The sequence below is a fragment of the Amorphoplanes digitatis genome, assembly GCF_014205335.1.
GTDB classification, from domain to species: Bacteria; Actinomycetota; Actinomycetes; order Mycobacteriales; family Micromonosporaceae; genus Actinoplanes; species Actinoplanes digitatus.
On sequence record NZ_JACHNH010000001.1, the window covers coordinates 3,615,186 to 3,633,316 of the forward strand.

General features: G+C 72.7%; 15 protein-coding genes. 7 read left to right on the plus strand and 8 right to left on the minus strand.

The genetic code is table 11. The features are described 5' to 3' along the window. Positions 1 to 52: 52 nt before the first annotated feature. On the plus strand, positions 53 to 2,362 hold the full coding sequence (locus BJ971_RS15595; RefSeq protein WP_184993762.1) for a putative bifunctional diguanylate cyclase/phosphodiesterase: 2,310 nt from the start codon (positions 53 to 55) through the stop codon (positions 2,360 to 2,362). Between the two features lie 39 nt (positions 2,363 to 2,401). On the opposite strand, the gene gnd is transcribed toward BJ971_RS15595, so the two are convergent. Further along, complete coding sequence (gnd, locus tag BJ971_RS15600) at positions 2,402 to 3,832, minus strand: NADP-dependent phosphogluconate dehydrogenase (RefSeq protein WP_184993764.1); 1,431 nt, start codon at positions 3,830 to 3,832, stop codon at positions 2,402 to 2,404. Positions 3,833 to 4,049: 217 nt separating this feature from the next. Between gnd and BJ971_RS42130 the strand changes: the two genes are divergently transcribed. Beyond that, a complete protein-coding gene (locus BJ971_RS42130) occupies positions 4,050 to 4,364 on the plus strand; it encodes a type II toxin-antitoxin system PemK/MazF family toxin (protein ID WP_184993766.1) in 315 nt (104 codons plus the stop codon). Here BJ971_RS42130 and BJ971_RS15610 read toward each other — a convergent pair. After that, positions 4,361 to 5,212, minus strand: coding sequence for a transglutaminase family protein (locus tag BJ971_RS15610; RefSeq protein ID WP_184993768.1), 852 nt, complete (start codon positions 5,210 to 5,212; stop codon positions 4,361 to 4,363). The genes BJ971_RS42130 and BJ971_RS15610 overlap by 4 nt on opposite strands. A 302-nt stretch (positions 5,213 to 5,514) precedes the next feature. On the opposite strand from BJ971_RS15610, the gene BJ971_RS15615 reads away from it, so the two are divergent. After that, on the plus strand, positions 5,515 to 6,918 hold the full coding sequence (locus BJ971_RS15615) for a PP2C family protein-serine/threonine phosphatase (RefSeq protein WP_239087224.1): 1,404 nt from the start codon (positions 5,515 to 5,517) through the stop codon (positions 6,916 to 6,918). On the opposite strand, the gene BJ971_RS15620 is transcribed toward BJ971_RS15615, so the two are convergent. After that, complete coding sequence (locus BJ971_RS15620; RefSeq protein WP_184993772.1) at positions 6,915 to 7,679, minus strand: DUF427 domain-containing protein; 765 nt, start codon at positions 7,677 to 7,679, stop codon at positions 6,915 to 6,917. The two genes, BJ971_RS15615 and BJ971_RS15620, sit on opposite strands and share 4 nt — an antisense overlap. Positions 7,680 to 7,782: 103 nt before the next feature. Beyond that, positions 7,783 to 8,631, minus strand: a complete 849-nt coding sequence (locus BJ971_RS15625; RefSeq protein ID WP_221479409.1) for an alpha/beta hydrolase family protein — start codon at positions 8,629 to 8,631, stop codon at positions 7,783 to 7,785. Positions 8,632 to 8,837: 206 nt separating this feature from the next. On the opposite strand from BJ971_RS15625, the gene BJ971_RS15630 reads away from it, so the two are divergent. Together BJ971_RS15630 and BJ971_RS15635 are read left to right on the plus strand one after the other, a co-directional pair. Next, entirely contained in the window at positions 8,838 to 10,190 is a 1,353-nt protein-coding gene (locus tag BJ971_RS15630) for an alpha/beta hydrolase family protein (protein WP_184993774.1), read from the plus strand. Between the two features lie 33 nt (positions 10,191 to 10,223). Then, positions 10,224 to 12,140 carry an oxidoreductase gene (locus tag BJ971_RS15635; RefSeq protein ID WP_184993776.1) on the plus strand — a complete coding sequence of 639 codons (1,917 nt, stop codon included), beginning with the start codon at positions 10,224 to 10,226 and terminating at the stop codon, positions 12,138 to 12,140. 52 nt (positions 12,141 to 12,192) lie between these two features. Here the strand turns inward: BJ971_RS15635 and BJ971_RS15640 are convergent, their stop codons facing one another. Then, positions 12,193 to 12,807 carry a hypothetical protein gene (locus tag BJ971_RS15640; RefSeq protein ID WP_184993778.1) on the minus strand — a complete coding sequence of 205 codons (615 nt, stop codon included), beginning with the start codon at positions 12,805 to 12,807 and terminating at the stop codon, positions 12,193 to 12,195. A gap of 72 nt (positions 12,808 to 12,879) precedes the next feature. On the opposite strand from BJ971_RS15640, the gene BJ971_RS15645 reads away from it, so the two are divergent. After that, positions 12,880 to 15,042: a protein kinase domain-containing protein gene (locus BJ971_RS15645; protein WP_275411352.1), complete on the plus strand. Its 2,163-nt coding sequence runs from the start codon at positions 12,880 to 12,882 to the stop codon at positions 15,040 to 15,042. Next, positions 15,035 to 15,484 carry a hypothetical protein gene (locus tag BJ971_RS15650; RefSeq protein ID WP_184993782.1) on the plus strand — a complete coding sequence of 150 codons (450 nt, stop codon included), beginning with the start codon at positions 15,035 to 15,037 and terminating at the stop codon, positions 15,482 to 15,484. Before BJ971_RS15645 ends, BJ971_RS15650 begins: the two co-directional genes overlap by 8 nt. Positions 15,485 to 15,496: 12 nt before the next feature. Here the strand turns inward: BJ971_RS15650 and BJ971_RS15655 are convergent, their stop codons facing one another. Genes BJ971_RS15655 through BJ971_RS15665 form a run of 3 tightly spaced genes read right to left on the minus strand, consistent with a single transcriptional unit; the run spans position 15,497 to position 17,646 of the window. Next, positions 15,497 to 16,030, minus strand: a complete 534-nt coding sequence (locus BJ971_RS15655; protein WP_184993784.1) for a DUF4240 domain-containing protein — start codon at positions 16,028 to 16,030, stop codon at positions 15,497 to 15,499. A 47-nt stretch (positions 16,031 to 16,077) separates the two neighbouring features. Further along, positions 16,078 to 16,545 (minus strand): MmpS family transport accessory protein, encoded by a 468-nt coding sequence (locus tag BJ971_RS42135; RefSeq protein ID WP_184993786.1) that lies wholly within the window; start codon positions 16,543 to 16,545, stop codon positions 16,078 to 16,080. Positions 16,546 to 16,596: 51 nt separating this feature from the next. Further along, positions 16,597 to 17,646, minus strand: a complete 1,050-nt coding sequence (locus tag BJ971_RS15665) for a tetratricopeptide repeat protein (RefSeq protein WP_311772759.1) — start codon at positions 17,644 to 17,646, stop codon at positions 16,597 to 16,599. Between the last annotated feature and the right edge of the window lie 485 nt (positions 17,647 to 18,131).

Consider the following 18,131-nt stretch of genomic DNA (forward strand, 5'->3'; position numbering starts at 1 on the left):
CGCCAGTACCAGCCGACATGACCAGCGACAGTACGGGGAGTCGAACGTAGCCATGAGGGCGGCCGAGAGACGGGTAGGACGCAGGCGTGCGCCTCGGCGTGCCCGCCCGGGCCTGCTACCCGTCGCGGCGGCGCTGGCGGCGGTGGCCGGGGTGATCGGCTGGCTGGCGGTGCGGGACGGCGGTTCCGTGCTGCCCGGGTACGCCGGCGGGCCGGTGGCCATGCTGGCGGCGTACGTGGCCTGCCGGCGGATCGGCTCGCTGATCGTCGTGCCGCGCCCGATCCGCGCCTTCTGGCGGCTGCTGTCCCGGGCGGCGATCTGCATCGGGATCGGCTCGGTCGGCGCGTTCGTCGAGAGCGATCCCGGCCTGTCGCTGTACGCGGCCGCGCCGCTCCTGCTCGGTGTCGCCATGTTCGTGCTCGCGTTCCTGCGGCTGCCGCTCGAGCGGCGATCCTGGTCGCGCTGGACGCAGCTCGTCCTCGACGGCGCCACCGTCGCGGCGGGCGGCGGCCTGATCTACTGGTACGTCATTCTCGACCTCGCCGACCCGTCGGTCACCGCGGCCGCCCGCAGCTGTGCCACCGTCTTCGGCGTCGGTTCCCTGGTCGCCCTTGTCGTGATCAGGCGGGCGGCGATGAGCCCGGCCAGCGTCGTCGACTCGCTGTCGCTCCGGATCCTGGCCGCGCCGTCGCTCGTCGCGGTGGCCGCCTCGGTACTCCTGATCGCCGGCGGGCACACCGGGCGAGTGATCATTTCAGTGCTCGGCATACCCGTCGTCGGCGCGGCGATGACGCTTGCCGCGTACCGGCAGCAGCGCGCGCTGGACCGCCCCGCCGCCGAGCGGACGACGCGCAGCGTATACGACGTGCTGCCGCTGGCCGCGGTCGTCGGCACCGCGGCCCTGGTGATCACCGTCGCGGCCCGTCAGGTCGACCCGCATCACCGGGTCGTCATCATCGGCGCCGTGCTGATCGCGGCGTTCGTGGCCGCCCGCCAGCTGCTCGGCCTGCGCGACCACGACCAGCTGCTGGTCGGCATCCGCCGCCAGCAGGCCGAGCTGGAGCACCAGGCGATGCACGACCGGCTCACCGGCCTGGCCAACCGGGCCCAGTTCAACACGGTGCTGGCCGAGCGCCTCGACGCGCACCTGCCCGCGAGCGTGCTGGTGCTCGACATCGACGACTTCAAGCTGGTCAACGACACGATCGGCCACGCCGTCGGCGACCAGCTGCTCTTCGAGATCGCCCAGCGGCTGCGCAACCACAGCGCGGTCAGCCACCTGCCGTCGCGGCTCGGCGGCGACGAGTTCGCCGTGCTGCTCGACGTCGACGAGGCCGGTGCGGCCGAGGAGGCCGCCGCCCGCGTCCTGGCCGCGCTGGCCGTGCCGTTCCGGGTCGGCGAGCACCAGCTCCTCGCGCACGCCAGCATGGGCGTCGCCCTGGCCGGCCCGGGCGACAGCGCCGACGAGGTGCTGCGCAACGCCGACATCGCGATGAACGAGGCAAAGGCCGGTGGCAAGGCGACCTGGGCCCGCTTCGAGCCGCGGATGCGCAACGAGGTCGTCAGCCACGCCCGCCTCGGCAGCGAGCTGCACAACGCGATCATCCGGCACGAGCTGTACCTGCGGTACCAGCCGGTCTTCGACATCGTCACCGGCCGGATCGCCGGCGCGGAGGCGCTGGTCCGCTGGCGGCACCCGGTCCGCGGCAACGTGCCGCCGGGCGACTTCATCGGCGTCGCCGAGCGCTCCGGCCTTATCGTTCCGCTCGGCTCCTGGGTCCTGCGCGAGGCGTGTGAGCAGCTCAACGCGTGGCAGGCCGAGTACGGCTCCGCCTCGATCCAGTCCATCAACGTGAACGTCGCCGCACGCCAGCTGCGCGAGGCCGGCTTCGTGGACGAGGTCGCGGCGGTGCTCAGCGACGCCCGGCTGATGCCGGCGAACCTGGTCCTCGAGGTCACCGAGTCCTCGGTGCTCGACGGCCGGCAGGTCCGCGAGACCCTGCAGGCGCTGCACGAGATGGGCGTACGCCTGGCGCTCGACGACTTCGGCACCGGCCAGTCCAGCCTGAGCCTGCTGCGGGCCTTCCCGGTGGACGTGCTGAAGCTGGACAAGTCGTTCGTCGACGGCATCTGCGACGGCGAGGACCGCGGCCGGCTCGCGGTGGCCGCTGCCGTAGCCCAGCTCGCCGAGTACCTGGACCTGTACGCCGTCGCCGAGGGCATCGAGACGGCCGCGCAGATGGAGAAGCTGCGCACGATGGGCTACCGGCTGGGCCAGGGTTACCACATGGCCGAGCCGCTGCTCCCGGACGAGATGGCCGCCATGATGGCCGCGGCCGCCCGGGCGGTCGCCGCCGCGTGACGGCCCGGCCCGGCGCGAGGCCGGGCCGGGTCCGCGGCGCTACGCGGGTACTTCGTTGCGGTCGGCGCCCCACATGGTGTGGAAGGCGCCCTCCTTGTCGATCCGGTGGTACGTGTGCGCGCCGAAGAAGTCGCGCTGCCCCTGGATCAGGGCGGCCGGCAGGCGCTCGGCACGCAGGCCGTCGTAGTACGCCAGCGCCGACGCGAAGCCCGGCGCGGGGATGCCCTGCTGCGCGGCCGTCGCGACGACCCGCCGCCACGCCTGCTGCGCGCCGCTGACGGCGTCCAGGAAGTAGTCGTCGACGAGCAGCGTGGCCAGCGACGGGTTCTTGTCGTAGGCCTGCTTGATGAAGTCGAGGAACTTGGCCCGGATGATGCAGCCGTCCCGCCAGATCTTGGCCATGGCGCCCGGGTCGATGTCCCAGCCGTACTCCTTGCTGGCCGCCTGGATCTGCTGGAAGCCCTGCGCGTACGCGACGATCTTCGACGCGAACAGCGCCTGCTCGACGTCCGCGCGCAGGTCGGCGCCGCCGGCGCCGGCCACGGCCGACGGGCCGGGCAGCCCGGCCGCCGCGGCGCGGACCTCGGGGTCGCCCGAGAGCGCACGGGCGAACACCGACTCGGCGATGCCGGAGACCGGCACGCCCAGGTCGAGGGCGGCCTGCACGGTCCAGCGGCCGGTGCCCTTCTGCTCGGCCCGGTCGACCACGATGTCGACGAACGGCTTACCGGTCTCGGCGTCGACCTGCTTGAGCACCTCGGCGGTGATCTCGATCAGGTACGAGCCAAGCCGGCCCTCGTTCCAGCCCTTGAAGATCTCCGCGATCTCGGCCGGCGAGTGCCCGCCGATGGCGCGGAGCAGGTCGTACGCCTCCGCGATGAGCTGCATGTCGGCGTACTCGATGCCGTTGTGCACCATCTTGACGAAGTGGCCGGCGCCGTCGGGGCCGACGTGCACGCAGCACGGCTCGCCGTCGACCTTCGCCGAGATGTCCTCGAGCAGCGGGCCGAGCGACTCGTAGGACTCCTTGGAGCCGCCGGGCATGATGCTCGGGCCGTGCAGGGCACCCTCCTCGCCGCCGGACACGCCGGTGCCGACGAAGTGCAGCCCCATCTCCCGCAGCGCCGCCTCGCGCCGCCGGGTGTCCGCGAAGTGCGCGTTGCCGGCGTCGATGAGCATGTCACCGGGCTCGAGCAGCGGCGCGAACTCGTCGATGACCGCGTCGGTCGCCGTGCCGGCCTTGACCATGATCACCACGCGCCGCGGGCGCTCCAGGCTCGCGACGAAGTCCTGTGCGCTCTCCGAGGGGATGAACGCGCCCTCGTGGCCGTACTCCTCGACCAGTTCCTTGGTCCGGGAATAGCTGCGGTTGTGCAGGGCCACCGTGTGGCCGTGGCGGGCGAAGTTGCGGGCCAGGTTCCGGCCCATCACCGCCAGGCCGGTTACCCCGATTTGGGCCTTTTCCGTCATGAACGTCCTTCCTCCATGCGTGCGCCGGGTCGGGCACCCCACGGCGTCGCAAGCCGTCGCGCCCATTGTTACGTGTCCACCACGCCGGGGGTTCAGGGGTGCGCCGGACGTCTCGATCCCCGGCGAAATCCGGCACGCCGCGGCCGGCCGGACGACACGCACACGCCGCGCCCGACGCGCCGGGCACCGAAGATCGGTCCGACGGTACGCTCGGCGCGTGAAACGCGGCGAGATCTGGACTATCGGCAGCCGCACCGACCTGCGCTACCGGGTCCTCGTGCTTTCCAGCGACAGCTACAACGAGCGCACCAACCCGTCGCCGTTCTGCGCCCCGATCGTGCGGCAGCGCGGCGCGACCGAGCTGCCGCCGTACGCGGTCGCCCTCACCGAACAGGACCCGATCACCGGCGTCGTGGTGGTCAACCGCATGCGCCGCCTACCGGCCTCGGTCGGCGCGGAGCGCATCGGCATGGTCACCGGCGCCAGCATGGCCCGCCTCGCCGAGGCGATGCGCGAACTCTTCGAGCTTTAGGACGCCCGCACCGGCTCCCGGTCGACGCTGGTCACGGTGACGGTGCGGGTGCCGGTGAGGGTGCCGCCGGGTGCGCCGACGTAGGTGCCTGAGGTCGGTGCCACGTCCGCGTAGTCGCGGCCGACCGCCACCGTCACGTAGCCGTTGCCGGCCGGGCGGCCGTGGCACGGGTCGAAGGCGAGCGCTACCGCCCGGTCGCCGCACGGCACCAGGACCTCCACCCACGCGTGCGTGCCGCCCTGGCCGATCAGGTGGCCCGAGACGTACCGGGCGGGCAGGCCCAGCACGCGGCACATCGAGAGCATCACGTGCGCCGAGTCCTGGCAGACGCCGGTGCCGCCGGCCAGCGCCTGTGCGGCGGTCGTGCTGACCGTCGTCGCGCCGTACCCGTAGGCCAGTGCCGCGTGCGCGACCTCGCACGCCCGGCCGGCCCGCTCCTCGGCGTCCGCGGCCCGGCAGCGGGCCGCGAGTTCCCGCACGGCCTCGTCCGGCGCGGTCAGCCGGGTGGGGCGCAGCAGCCGGGGGTCGTGCAGCGCCGCGAGCGGCAGCGTCGGCGGGCCGTCGCCGGCCACCCGCTCCAGGTCCGCGGTGAGCCGGAACTCGACGGCCCGTTCGACCCGGGCGGCGACCACCCGCACCACCGTGTTGCCCGCCGAGTCCAGCCGGTCCCGTCGCGCGTGCGCCGCGCCGGTCACCGTCAGGCGGTGTGCGCGCCGGTACTGATCGCCGTGGCGGCGCCGGGGCACCACGACGAGGCGCTGGGCGAGGGCGGTCACCGGTGCGTCGTAGGCGTACCGGAAGGTCTGCTCGACGCGGTAGCCGATCCGCCGCGCGCCGTCGAGGTCCATCCGTCCATGATCGGGCACGGCTGTTTCCGGCGTGTGACCGCGGCCGCCGCGCGGCCCGTTCGTACGTTCGGCGAGCCCGGCGCGCCGGGCGGCCGGGTGCCGCCGCCGGACGGCCAGGCGGGCCCGGTCGCCCTTCCGGGTGACCTGTACCCGGTGCGCCGCAGGTGGGATGTAGGGGGAGGTGAACGGGGGATGACGCCGCGTGTCGCACTGGCGTATGCAGGGATACGGATCGGCGGATTTCAGCAGGCGGGAGCGGCATGGGCGGCGGGCAGCAGGCCTACCTCGAGGCGAGGGGGAGCGTGCGGACCGCGACGCGCCCGGCCTCCGCCGAGAACGGCCGCGCCATCGTGGACCGGGCCGTCGGGCTGCTCGCCGGCCGGACCCGCTGCCGGCTCTCCGAGGCGCACCGGCACCTGCTGCGGATGGCCACGGAGCAGAACCGCGACGTCGTCGACGTTGCCACGGGCGTGGTGAGCATGCTGGACGTCGCGGAGCCTGCCGACGCGCCCGGCGGGCCGGCCGGCGGCGACCGGGTCGCCGTCACCGAGCGGCTGGGCAACCTCGGGTGGGCCGAGTGGGACCTGGTCAGCGACGAGGTGCGCTGGTCGGCGCAGCTGTACCGGATCTACGAGCGCGACCCGGCGCTCGGCCCGCTGACCCGCGCGGAGTCCGAGGCGCTCGAGGTCGCGGAGGACCGGCCGCTGCGGCTCGCCGCGATGGCGGCGTTCGGGCGCTCCGAGCGGGTCGACGTCACGTACCGGATCAGGATCAACGGACGGATCAAATACCTGCGTACGGTGGCCGACGCGGTCTGCGACGGCGCCGGGCGGCCATTGCGGATCTTCGGCATCGTGCAGGACGTCACCGTCCGGGAGACGAGCCTGCGGCGGCTGGCCGACGTCGAGGAGCAGCTCGACGAGCAGCGGCGCAGCCTGCACGCCGAGCACGAGCTGGCGGCCCGGCTACAGGAGATCATCCTGCCGATCCCGGACTGCCCGATCGAGCTTCCCGGCGTCAAGGTCGCGGTCCGCTACCTGCCGGCGGGCCAGGAGTGCCTGGTCGGCGGCGACTGGTTCCACGCGGCGGCGCTGCGCGACGGCTCGGTGCTGCTGGCCGTCGGCGACGTGGCCGGCCACGGCACCCAGGCGGCGACGACGATGGCGCAGCTGCGCTACTCGCTGCGCGCGCTCGCGGTGACCACCACCGATCCCGCGTTCCTGCTCGGCCACCTGAACCGGCTCACCTGCGAGCTGGACCGCGAGCGCCCGGAGACCGCCGCGACCGCGATCGTGGCCCGCTACGACCCGGAGCAGCGCCGGCTGACCTGGGCGCAGGCCGGGCACCCGCCGCCGCTGCTGAGCCGGGGCGGCCGCACGGCGCCGCTGCGCCGGCCCGCGGGCCCGATGCTCGGCGTCGTCGAGGACGCCCGGTACGAGTGCGCGACCCTGCGGCTGGAGCTCGGCGACCTGCTGCTGCTCTACACCGACGGCCTGGTCGAGCACCGCCACCGCGGCCTCGACGACGGACTGGCGGCGGTGATCCGTACCGTCGACGAGTCGGTCGCGGTGGCGCCGCGCCAGCCCCTCGCAGAGCTGCTGAGCCGGCTGCGGCAGGCCAACCCGGACGACGACACCTGCATCCTGGCGGTCCGCCCGGTCACCGGCGACACCCGGGACCTGCGCCGCTATCTGCGCCCGCGTTAGCTGAAGGGTGTGGAGGGGCGCTCCAGCGGTACGCCGTCGAGCCGGATGTCGACCTTCTCGTTGTAGAAGCTGATCAGCCCGGCGATCGGGTACAGGTCGCGCGTCGGGAAGTCGTACGACCAGGCCAGGTCGGCGTGGGTGGTGCCGCCGGCCTCGACCGACCAGTACCCGGTGGTCCGCCCCTTGTACGGGCACGCGGTGATCGTCGCGCTCGGCCGCAGGTGCGTGAAGTCGACCTCCCCGCGGTTCAGGTAGTAGCGGGTCGGCAGCCCGGTCTCGAAGACCATCACCGGCGACGCCGACTCGGCCAGCAGCAGGCCCTCCAGCTCGACCCGTACCCGCCGGGTGGAGCGCAGCGCGTCGACCCGCGCGTACGGGTTGCGCGGATGCACGAAGATCTCCTCGTCCTCCTCGAACCAGGAGTCCAGCGCCGCCCAGTCCAGCCGCGCGAGCCCGGCGAGGCCGGGCAGGCTGTCCTGCGTGTACACCCGGCCGGCGGCGGCCCGGCTGATCTCGCCGGCCCGCAGCCCGAACCGGCGGGCGGTGCCGCGGCGCAGCTTCTCCACGTGGTCCTCGTCGACGAGCACGTCCGGGTCGATGTCCGCCGCGGGAATGTAGAACTGCGGGTACGGCGCGATCTCCCACAGGTACACCGCGCGGGTGGTGTCCAGCACGACGCGGCCGCCGAGCGTGGCGCGGACCCGGCGCGGCACCGGCTCCATGTGGTCGACCGGCGTGATCAGTCCGGGGTAGTCCGGCATCGCGGGTGCCTTCCGTCGGGGTTCGTCCTCCCCTGGATTCTTACCCCCGCGCGCGGCCGGGGCCGGCGGATTCGATCCCGCCGACCCCGATATGTGTACGCGCTCAGGACAGCGGACAGGTGCTGCGGTAGTCGGAGATGGCCGAGCCGCTCGGCCCCGGGCAGATGAACTGGTCGTAGCGGGTGTCGTCGTCGACGAAGCGCTTCAGCCAGGCGACCGCCTGCCGGGCGGTCGGCGTGTTGGTGGTCTGCGGGAAGAAGTGGCTGGCGTTGTTGAGCTCCAGGTAGGACTTCTCCGCCGACGCCGGGATGCTGTTGTAGAACGGGATCGAGTGCGACGAGACGGCCGCCACGCTGTCGCTCTCCCCGCCGATGATCAGCGTCGGCACCCGCAGCGTCGACCAGGACTTGGTCGTGTTCCACGGCGCCAGCGGCACCGCCGCCTGCAGGGACGGCCGGGACCGGGCGGCCTCGAGGCTGCCGCCGCCGCCCATCGAGTGGCCGGCCACCGCGAGCCGCGAGGCGTCGATCCGGGTACGCACCGAGCTGGTTCTGGTCAGGTAGTCCAGCGCCGCGAGCAACTGGTCGCCGCGGGAGCCGGGCTGGTCCAGCACCGAGTTCGTCTCGATGCCGATGACCACGAAGCCGTGCGACGCGATCCGGGGGCCGAGCCAGCTGATGCTCGACCAAGAGGCGGTGTAGCCGGGCGAGATCGCGACGGCGCCGAACGTGCCCTCGCTGGTGCTGGTCGGGTAGTAGATGATGCCGCCGCCGAAGCCGGAGACGGTCGAGGAGACGGACTGCTGCGCGGTGGCGAACGGGCCGCGGCTCGCCTCGAGGGCGGCGACGGTGGGCGCCGGCCCGCGCTCGTACGGGTTGGCGGCCTGTGCGGCGCTCGCGCCGGTGAGGGAACCGGCGACCAGGGTGAGGGTGACGGCCGCGGTGACGAACAACCGGCGGGCCCGGTGGCGGGCGGGGATGGACGGTGACTGCACGTCGGACTCTCCTCAGGTGGGGCGGGATCGACGAACGTCAGTCTTTGGCGGGAGGTCGTCCGGACACATCGGCGAAACCACCGGCCTTGACAGGGAAGGGTCCGGGCCATTGAGTGTTACCGGGAGGTAATGCCGTGGACCTCAACCGGAAACATTTCGTACAGATGCTCGCGCCGATCCTGCTCCTCGGCGTGCTCGCGTCGCCGGCCTCGGCGGCGCCCGCCGCCTGCGCCGCGCCCGTCGCCAGCACGACCCAGCCCGGCTATCTCGTCGCCGACCCGGCCTGCGACCCGGACGGCACGCCGTTCGCCGGCACGCCGGACTCCGATGTGTACGCCGGCATCCGCGACGGCGCGGCGTACCGGATCGAGGTGCCCCGGTCCTGGAACGGTCAGCTCGTCGTCTTCGCGCACGGCTACCGCGGCACCGGCCGGGTCGTCTACGTCGACAGCCCGGACCTGCGGGCACACTACATCGCCGGCGGGTTCGCCTGGGCGGCCTCCAGCTACCAGACCAACGGCTACGACGTCGGCCAGGGCGTCCGCGACTCGCACGCGCTGATCGGGCTGTTCCGGGAGGTCACCTCGAAGCGTGCCCGCTCGGTCCTGATGACCGGCAAGTCGATGGGCGGTCACATCACCGCGGTCGCCGTCGAGGAGTACCCGAAGGCGTTCTCCGCGGCGATGCCCTACTGCGGCGTGCTGGGCGACACCGAGCTCTTCGACTACTTCCTCGACGCCGGGGTCACCGCGGCCGCGCTGTCCGGCGTCGAGACCGCGTTCCCGGTCGAGCCCGGCCCGTGGCAGTCGCAGGTCGACCGGATCCTGCCCGCGCTCGGCCTGGCCGTCGGCCGGCCGCCGACGCTCACCGACGCCGGCCGCACCTGGTCGGCCGTGCTCGAGCGGCGCAGCGGCGGGGTGCGGCCCGGCTTCGCCGGCGCGTTCGCCTACTGGAACACCGCGACGGCGTCGGACCCCGCGCTGCGGATGCCGTTCCTGTTCGGCGTCTACCCGGGGCTGAACGGCGGCACGATCGGCATCGCCGAGGGCAACGTCACCGGCAACCGCCACGAGTTCTACCGGAGCACCGACCGGTGGCCGACGGCGGCCGAATGGCGGCTCAACGCCCAGGTGCTGCGGGTGACACCGACCGACCGGGCCAGCAACGGCCTGGACGGGATTCCACGGGTCGACGGCCGGCCGCCCGTGCCGGTGCTGTCGCTGCACGACATCGGCGACCTGTTCGTACCGTTCTCGATGGAGCAGGTCTACGCGCGGCGCGCCGCGCTGCACGGGCGGTCCAAGCTGTTCGTGTCGCGGGCGATCCGCGGCGTCGGCCACTGCGACTTCACCCAGCCTGAGCTGCGCCAGGCCTTCGACGACCTGATCCGATGGGTACGCACGGGGCACCGGCCGGGCGGCGACGCGATCCTCGACCGGCGTGCCGTCGCCGCGCCGGACTTCGGCTGCAAGTACACGGTCGGCCGCCGTCCGGTGTTCGGCGGGGACTGCGGCTGACGGGGGCGCTTTTCGACCGATCACAATGGACGCATGAGCGAGCCCGCGAGCGAATCATCAGCTCAGTTTGAAAGCTCAGGTCGTCGCCGGAGCGCCGGCGGAGGCGACGACCTGAGCCTGACGGAGCATGAGAGCCGGGTCCGAGAGGCGTTCGGGTCCGGCGAGCACACGGTCTTCACGGCCGCGGAACCGGTACGTGGCTCGGTGCTGGCCGCCCTGCTCCTCGAGGCGCCGGGCGGCAGCCGCGGCCTGTGGGTCACCGGCGCCACCGTCACCGGGACGCTCGGCCTGGAGTTCGCCGAGGTCGCGCACGCGATCCGGCTCGAGAGCTGCGACTTCGAGCAGCCACCCCAGCTGTCCTGGTCGAACCTGCGCTTCGTCAGCTTCACCGGATCGCGCCTGCCCGGCCTGCACGCCTCCGCCGCGGTCGTCGGCGGCGACCTGTCGCTGCGCGGCTGCGCGGTCGACGGCGAGATCAAGCTGTACGGGGCGAAGATCGCCGGCAGCCTCCGGATGGCGGGCATCCGGGTCAACAACCCCGCCGGGCCCGCCGTCATGGCCGATCACAGCACCGTCGGCGGTGACTTCTCCGGCAACGACGGCGAATTCGACGGTCCCGTGCACCTCTACCACGCCCGCTGCGCCGGCGGCGTCGAGTTCGACGACGCCCGGATCACCGCGCCCGGCCGGATCGCCCTCGCGGCGGACAACGTGCTCGTCGACAGCGCCTTCTTCGCCCGCCGCTGCCACGTCGAGGGCGAGATCCGGCTGCGGCACGCCCGGATCAGCAACGCGCTGGTGCTCACCGGTTCGACGCTGCGCAATCCCGGTGCCGTGGCGGTCCGGCTCGACCGGGCCACGATCGACGGCGGCCTGTTCCTGGGCCGCGGCCTGTCCGTGCACGGCGAGGTCCGCGCGGTGAGCGCCCGGATCGGACGGACGCTGAGCCTGACCGACGCCGGGTTCGAGGCGCCCGGCGCCGTCGCGCTGCGCCTGGACGCGGTGGTCGTCGACGGCGTGCTCGACGGCGGCGAGGGCCTGCGCGTCCTCGGCGAGCTGCGGATGGAGGACGCCACCGTGCACGGCCCGATCCGGCTGCGCGGCGCCGACCTGTACAACCCGGACGGCGTCGCGCTCAACGCCATCGGGGTGCGCGCCGACTCGACGTTCCACTGCTGCGACGGCTTCTACGCCGGCGGCACGGTCCGGCTCGACAACGCCGTCGTCGCCAGCAAGCTCTGCTTCGACGACGCCGCGCTCAGCGCCGCCGGCGGCACCGCGCTGACCTGCTGGCGGGCGCAGGCGGCCGAGCTGACGCTGCGCTGGGCGCGCCCGCCCGACGGCCGGGTGGACCTGCGGCACGCGCGGGTCGGCGAGCTGCGCGACGACCCGGACACCTGGCCGGAGCGGTTGGACCTGAACGGGCTCACCTACGAGATCCTCGAGCCGCAGCTCGGCGCCGCCCGGCGGGTCGACTGGCTGGCCCGGGACCCGGACTCCCATCACCGCCAGCCGTACGAGCAGCTGGCCGCGGTCCTGCGCGGGCAGGGCCGGGGCGACCAGGCGCGGCTGCTGCTGCTGGCACGCCAGCGCCGCGACACCGCCCGCGGCTCCGGCTTCACCCGCGCCTGGGGCCTGCTTCAGGACGCCACCGTCGGGTACGGCTACCGCCCGCAGCGCGCCGCCGCGCTCTTCGCCGCCCTGCTGGTGGTCGGCACGGTCGTCTTCGGGCTGCACCCGCCCGCCGCGGCCGAGCCGCCCAAGGCGCCACCGTTCAACGCGCTCGTGTACACGCTCGACCTGCTGCTGCCGATCGTCGACTTCGGACAGCAGAACGCGTTCGTGCCCCGCGGTGCCTACCAATGGATCTCGTACGTCTTCATCGCCGCCGGCCTGGTCCTGGCCACCACGATCGCCGCCGGCCTGTCCCGCTCGCTGCGGCGCACGTGAGGCCCGGAGCCCTCCCGCCGGCGGCGGGAGGGCTCGGCGGCGAAGCGGTGGCTCAGGTGATGGTGAAGCCGGGGGAGGCGAATACGCCCGCGATCGGCGGATAGCCGTCGTTCCACGTCACCTTCGCGTACATCTCGCTGTGGATGCGGCCGGTGCCTCCGGGGAAGGGCACCCTGTGAATGCAGGCCTTGAACGCCTCGGGAGACGCCGGGCAGAACCCGCTCTCACCGACAATCCGGTTGTTCTGGAAAATGGTGACCAACATGGTGATGTCTTTGACCTCCTTCGCGAACTGACCGTCGTCGGTGTACCGGCACAGGACGGCCCAGGTCACGTTGAGGAGTCCTCCGGACAGGGTCACGTCGTTGCCGTAGTTGACCTCGCAGAGGATCGGTGCGCCGGCCACCTGCGTGGTGACGGTGGTCCCCTTGGCGGAGGGACCGCTGAATGCGGCGCGGGGGCCGCGCTCCTGCGCGCCGGCCGGCGTCGCGACGAGGGTGAGGCCCGCCAGCGCGGCGGCGAGCAGGACGGCGATACGACGAAGCGACAGTAGGGATCGCGGTTTCATCGGGCTCCTTCGAATTGCGATCAGTCTTACGGTGATGCTGCAAGCACCGACTGGAATTCGATTGGAGACCGACTGGACGCCGGCACGTGCGAGCGACACCGTTGAATGCCGCCGCCGGTTGCCGTTAGTGTCCTACCCTGGACGATCCGTGATCGGCGGGATGGAGCGGTGGTGTCGATCAGGCTCGGTGGCCGGTACGAGGTCGGTGAGCTGCTCGGCGCCGGCGGGATGGGCGTCGTGTACAGGGGACACGACCTGCGGCTCGGCCGGGACGTCGCCGTCAAGATGCCGCACCCGCGCCTGGGCGGGGACGAGATCGAGACGGGTCGTTTCCGCCGGGAGGTGCAGAACACCGCCGCTCTGAGCCACCCCGGGATCGTGGCCGTCTACGACGCCGGCGATGAGCCGATGCCGAACGGCGACAGCGTGCCATACCTGATCATGGAGCTCGTCGACGGCCGCTCGCTGCGCGACTTCCTGCGGGCCGGCCGGCCGGAGCCGCGGCAGGCACTGTGGATCACGGCGGAGGTCTGCGCGGCGCTGGAGTTCAGCCATCGCCACGGCCTCGTGCACCGCGACATCAAACCGGGCAACGTGATGCTCACCTACGCCGGCCAGGTCAAGGTCATGGACTTCGGCATCGCCCGGGCCTCCTCCTCGGGGAGTTCGCCCGTGCGGTTGTCTCACGCGGTCATCGGCACCATCCTGTATCTGTCCCCGGAACAGGCCCGGGGCGCCCCCGTCGACGCCCGTACGGACGTCTACGCCGCCGGATGTCTGCTGTACACGCTGCTGTCCGGTCGACCGCCGTTTCTCGGCGACGACCCCATCTCGATCGCCTACAAGCACGTCCGCGAGGATCCGGTGCCACCCAGCCGGTTCAACCCGGATGTCCGTGGCGACGTCGACGCGGTCGTGCTGACGGCGATGAACAAGAGCCCACTCGACCGGTACCAGAGCGCCGAGGCGTTCCGGGCCGACCTGCTGCGCGTGCCGGCGGACGGGTCGGTCGCGGCGGCACCCGTCCTGCCGCAGCAGTGGACGCGGGGCGCGGGGCCGCCCGGTTCCTACTGGACGTTCGCCTCGCACCTGGGTGAGACGAGCACGGTAACGGTGTGGCGGGCGCGGGTCGCCGAACGCCTCGAACGGCTCGGCCAGAGCCACACCGCCGTCGAGGATGTGGTGCACGGCTGGCGGCCGCCCGCGGTCGCCGACCTCGAGATCGCCGTCTCGCGCCGGCCCGGCGGCGCCGACGACGGCCATACCGTGCAGCTTCGTGGCTCGGCCGGGGAGGTGGAGGTACCGCTGCGGCTGCCCGCCGGGCTCGACCGGGCCGTGGCGCGGGCGGCGGCCGCGGTCGACACCGCGCGGCTGAGCCCGGCGCTGACCTCGCCGGCCGACCTGGCCGCGGTCCGCGACCTCGGCGGCATGCTGTTCTCGGCGGTGTTGCACGGCGAGGCCGGGGCTCTGTACCGCGGCTGCAAGGCCGCGGCGGGGGCCGGCGACGCCCGCGCGCCGCACGGCCGCCTGCTCCGGCTGGTGCTGCGCCCCCGGGCGCCGGAGCACGCCGCGCTGCCGTGGGAGCTGATGTTCGACGAACTCACCGGTGCGCACCTGGCCCTCGAACATCCGCTGGTGCGCTACGTCGAGCTGCCGGTGCCGACGGCCCCTCCGGTGGACCGGCCGCCGCTGCACGTGCTGGGTATGGCCGTGTCGCCCCGCGACATGCCGCCGCTGGGGGTCGACGAGGAACGGCACGCGGTCGAGTCGGCGCTCGGCCAACTCACCCGCGACGGACTGGTCCGGCTGACCTGGGTCAACGGGCAGACGTGGAAGGACCTCCAGCGCAAGCTCTACAAGCGGCAGTACCACATGCTGCACATCGTCGGGCACGGCGGCTACCATCCGGAACTCGGCGAGGGCTTCCTGGCCTTCGCCGACGACCGGGGCTGGGCCGACCCGGTGTCCGCCGGTGACCTCGGCGCGATCCTCGCCGGCCAGCGCCAGCTACGGCTCGCGGTCCTCAACACCTGCGAGTCGGCACGCGGCGACGGCCGGCGCGGCTATTCCAGCACCGCCGAGGCGCTGGTCCGCCGGGGCGTCGGGACGGTGCTGTCGATGCGCGACGTCGTCTCCGACCCGGCCGCCCGCACGTTCGCGACCGTCTTCTACGAGGCCGTCGCCGTCTCCGCCCCGATGGACGTCGCGGCAATGCTCGCCCGCCTGGCGGTCAAACGCGACGGGCGGGGCTCCCTCGAGTGGAGCACCCCGACGCTCTTCATGCGCTCCACCCGCTCGAGCCTGTTCGGTACCGCAGAGGAGCGCCATGGCTGACACCGTCTCCGTCGTCCACTTCGGCGAGCCCGAGGCCGCCGAGGTCCTCGCCGCCGGACTCGGCGGGCCGGGCGCCTCGGCGCCGGTCGTCGAGGCCCAGCGCACCCGGGCCGTCGCCGCCGACCTGGCGCTGCTGGTTCTCCTCGCGCTGCCCGTGCACGGCTTCCTGAAGAAGCTCGGCGAGATGCTGGGCGAGACAACCGGAGCCGGGATCGCGAAGCTCTTCAACGCCGCGTTCGCCCGGGTGCGCGGAGGCGGCGCCGGACGCAGCATCGTGCTCCGGGACGGCGTGCACGGCATGGACGTCGAGCTCACCGCCGACCTGCCGCCGGCCGCCTACGAGCAGTTGGGCGCGCTGATGGCCGCCGAGGCGGTCACGCTGCGCTACGACCCGGGGGCGGGCGCCTGGGTCGCCGCCGGCCCTCCCGTCGATCCGCGGTAGCGGGCGGCCCGGTCACCAGCCGCCGGGGTTGCGGCACGACTCGCGGGAGATGCCCGAGCCGGTGTCCGGGAAGCCGCCGAAACGCTCCTCGTGCAGGTGAGCGAAGAGGTAGCACATCGTCTCGCACTCCGCCTCCATCACCGCCATCGCGGGGTCGGCGTTCACCGCGTCGTAGAACTCCTGGCCCGCCGCGACGATGAAGCCGCGGGCGTACAGGAAGCCGTCGTCCGAGCCGTCGGTCTGCTCCTGGATCTCCCGCCGATCGATGTCGTAGAGCTTGCGCTCGACCACCCGGTCCAGGTCCGTCAGTTCCGCCCTCGACAGGTCGGCGCTCAGTCGCTGCAGCTGCGTCAGGAACCGTTCCAACCAGGCATCGAGCAGGTAGATGTCGTCGTTGTCGTCATCGGTCGCCGGATCGCGGTCGACGAGCGCCCGGCGGACGGTGGCCGCCTCCGGACCGCACGCGGCCCACGCCGACTCCACCAGCGCCCAGAGGCGGGCCGCCTCGGCCGAGGTCGGCACCCGTTCCACATCATTCGTGATCATCGCCGGAGGTTACCGGTACCCACCGACATCGGACGGCGCGCGTGAGGCTAGGGGACGCTCTCCTCGGAGGGATCCAGGCCCGCGAGCTCCTTGAGCCGATCGAGGCCCAGGAGGCAGGCCGCGCCGCGCGTGTGGGTGAGCTCGGAGACGGTCTCGCCCTCGACGATGATCCGGCAGGTCACCTCGTCGGTGTCCGAGGACATGACCAGGAGGGTCGCGGCATCCTGGTAGTCGTCCACCGTCACGGTGGTCGACCACGGGGTCACGATGTACTTGTCGGGCCTCCTGGCGTGCTCACTGCCGATGGCGCTGATGCCGACGTTCCACTGCACCATGATGGCGGTGCCGCTCGTCGTCTCCACCTCGAACCTGACCTGCGTCCCGCTGTACCGGTGGATCAGGAACGCGGTGGCACCACCGGCCACGAGCAGGACGGCCACGGCCGCGGCGATGTATACCCGGACCCGGGAGCGCCGCGGCGGCTGCTGTTCCTCGACGGCATCAAGATCGATCACGGTGGGCAGTGTAGGCGGCAGCGTGCTCAGACACGCCGATTGATTGAGTGATCAGGTCGCCTGTCGGCTTCTTGCTCGTTCTTGGCGTACCCGTTCGAGCGCGAAGATGTCGGATTCGAGGTCCGGGTAGCCGATTTGGCGATCGAGGTCGACGACGATTTCAAGCTCGCCGATTGCCAGGTCGAGATTCCGCTCCGCCCAGTGGACCATCGCGATGTTGAATCGCGTGACGGCTTCGCCGGCGCGGTCACCGACCCCCTGCCGGATGGGCAGGGCCTGCCGGTAGTAGTCCAGGGCCTGTTGCCGGTCCCCGAGCCCGTCGTACACATGGCCGACGTTGGTGAGGGTGGTGGCTTCGCCGGCGCGGTCGCCGACCTCCCGCAGGATGGGCAGGGCCTGCCGGTAGTAGGCCAGGGCCTGTTGCCGGTCCCCGAGCCCGTTGTGCGCGGCGCCGATGTTGTTGAGGGTCGTGGCTTCGCCGCCGCGGTCGCCGTTCTCCCGCCGGATGGGCAGGGCCTGCCGGTAGTAGGTCAGGGCCTGCTCAAAGTCCCCGAGCCCGTCGTACACGTGGCCGATGTTGTTGAGGGTGGCGGCTTCGCCGCCGCGGGCGCCGACCTCCCGCATGATGGGCAGGGCCTGCTGGTAGTAGTCCAGGGCCTGAAGCCGGTCCCCGAGCCTGTCGTGCACGGAGCCGATGTTGTTGAGAATGGTGGCTTCGCCGGCGCGGGCGCCGACCTCCCGCAGGGTGGGCAGGGCCTGCCGGTAGTAGTCCAAGGCCTGTTGCTGCTCCCCGAGCCCGTTGTGCACGTGGCCGATGTTGGAGAGGGTGGCGGCCTCGTTCCCGCGGTCGCCGGCTTCGCGATACCGGTGCAGGGCCTGCTCGTAGTTGGCCAACGCCTGTCGGGGGTGCCCGGTGGAGGACTGGGCCCAGCCCAGGTCGTAGAAGGAGCCGGCGTCCGGGCCGAGCGTCAGGGTCGCGGCCGCCAGGGCCGCCACGTCCGCGAACCGGGACCTGGGCAACCACACCCTTGCCACCCGGTCCCCGACATCCTGGGCGATCGCGGGCTCCCGGCCGGCGACCGCCAGCCGGTGCACCTCCACCCATTGGACGACCGTGACTGCCGAGCTGCCGCGAACCGACGGTTCCCGACTCCCGGCCCGCCCACTGTCGGCGGCCGAGCCTGGGCCATCTGTCAACCCGGCACCGTCCCTGCCCGCTTCCGCGATCTCCGGCACCAAGTCACCCTCGCCCAGCGGCCGGAAGCCCTTCACAACCGGCGAGCACGATACGACCGACACCGATCTGGTCGACCCCAACGACCATGATCTGACAACATCTGCGGCAGCGGGAGGGCGGATCGCGGCCTGTGAGTGCGTCCACCGGCCTCACCGCGCGGCCTGGCGGACGGCCCTCCTCCGTTCGGTGGTGCGGTTGGCTGGCTCGGCGGACGCCAAGGGAATGATCAGCGCCTACCGTCTGGACGGTGCGCGACTTGGGAGATGGCGGCGGGACGAGCCGGTCGGTGACCCCGAAGCGGCGGGATCGGCGGGTGCCGGTCGCTGTGGCGGCGGCCACGATCCTGGCC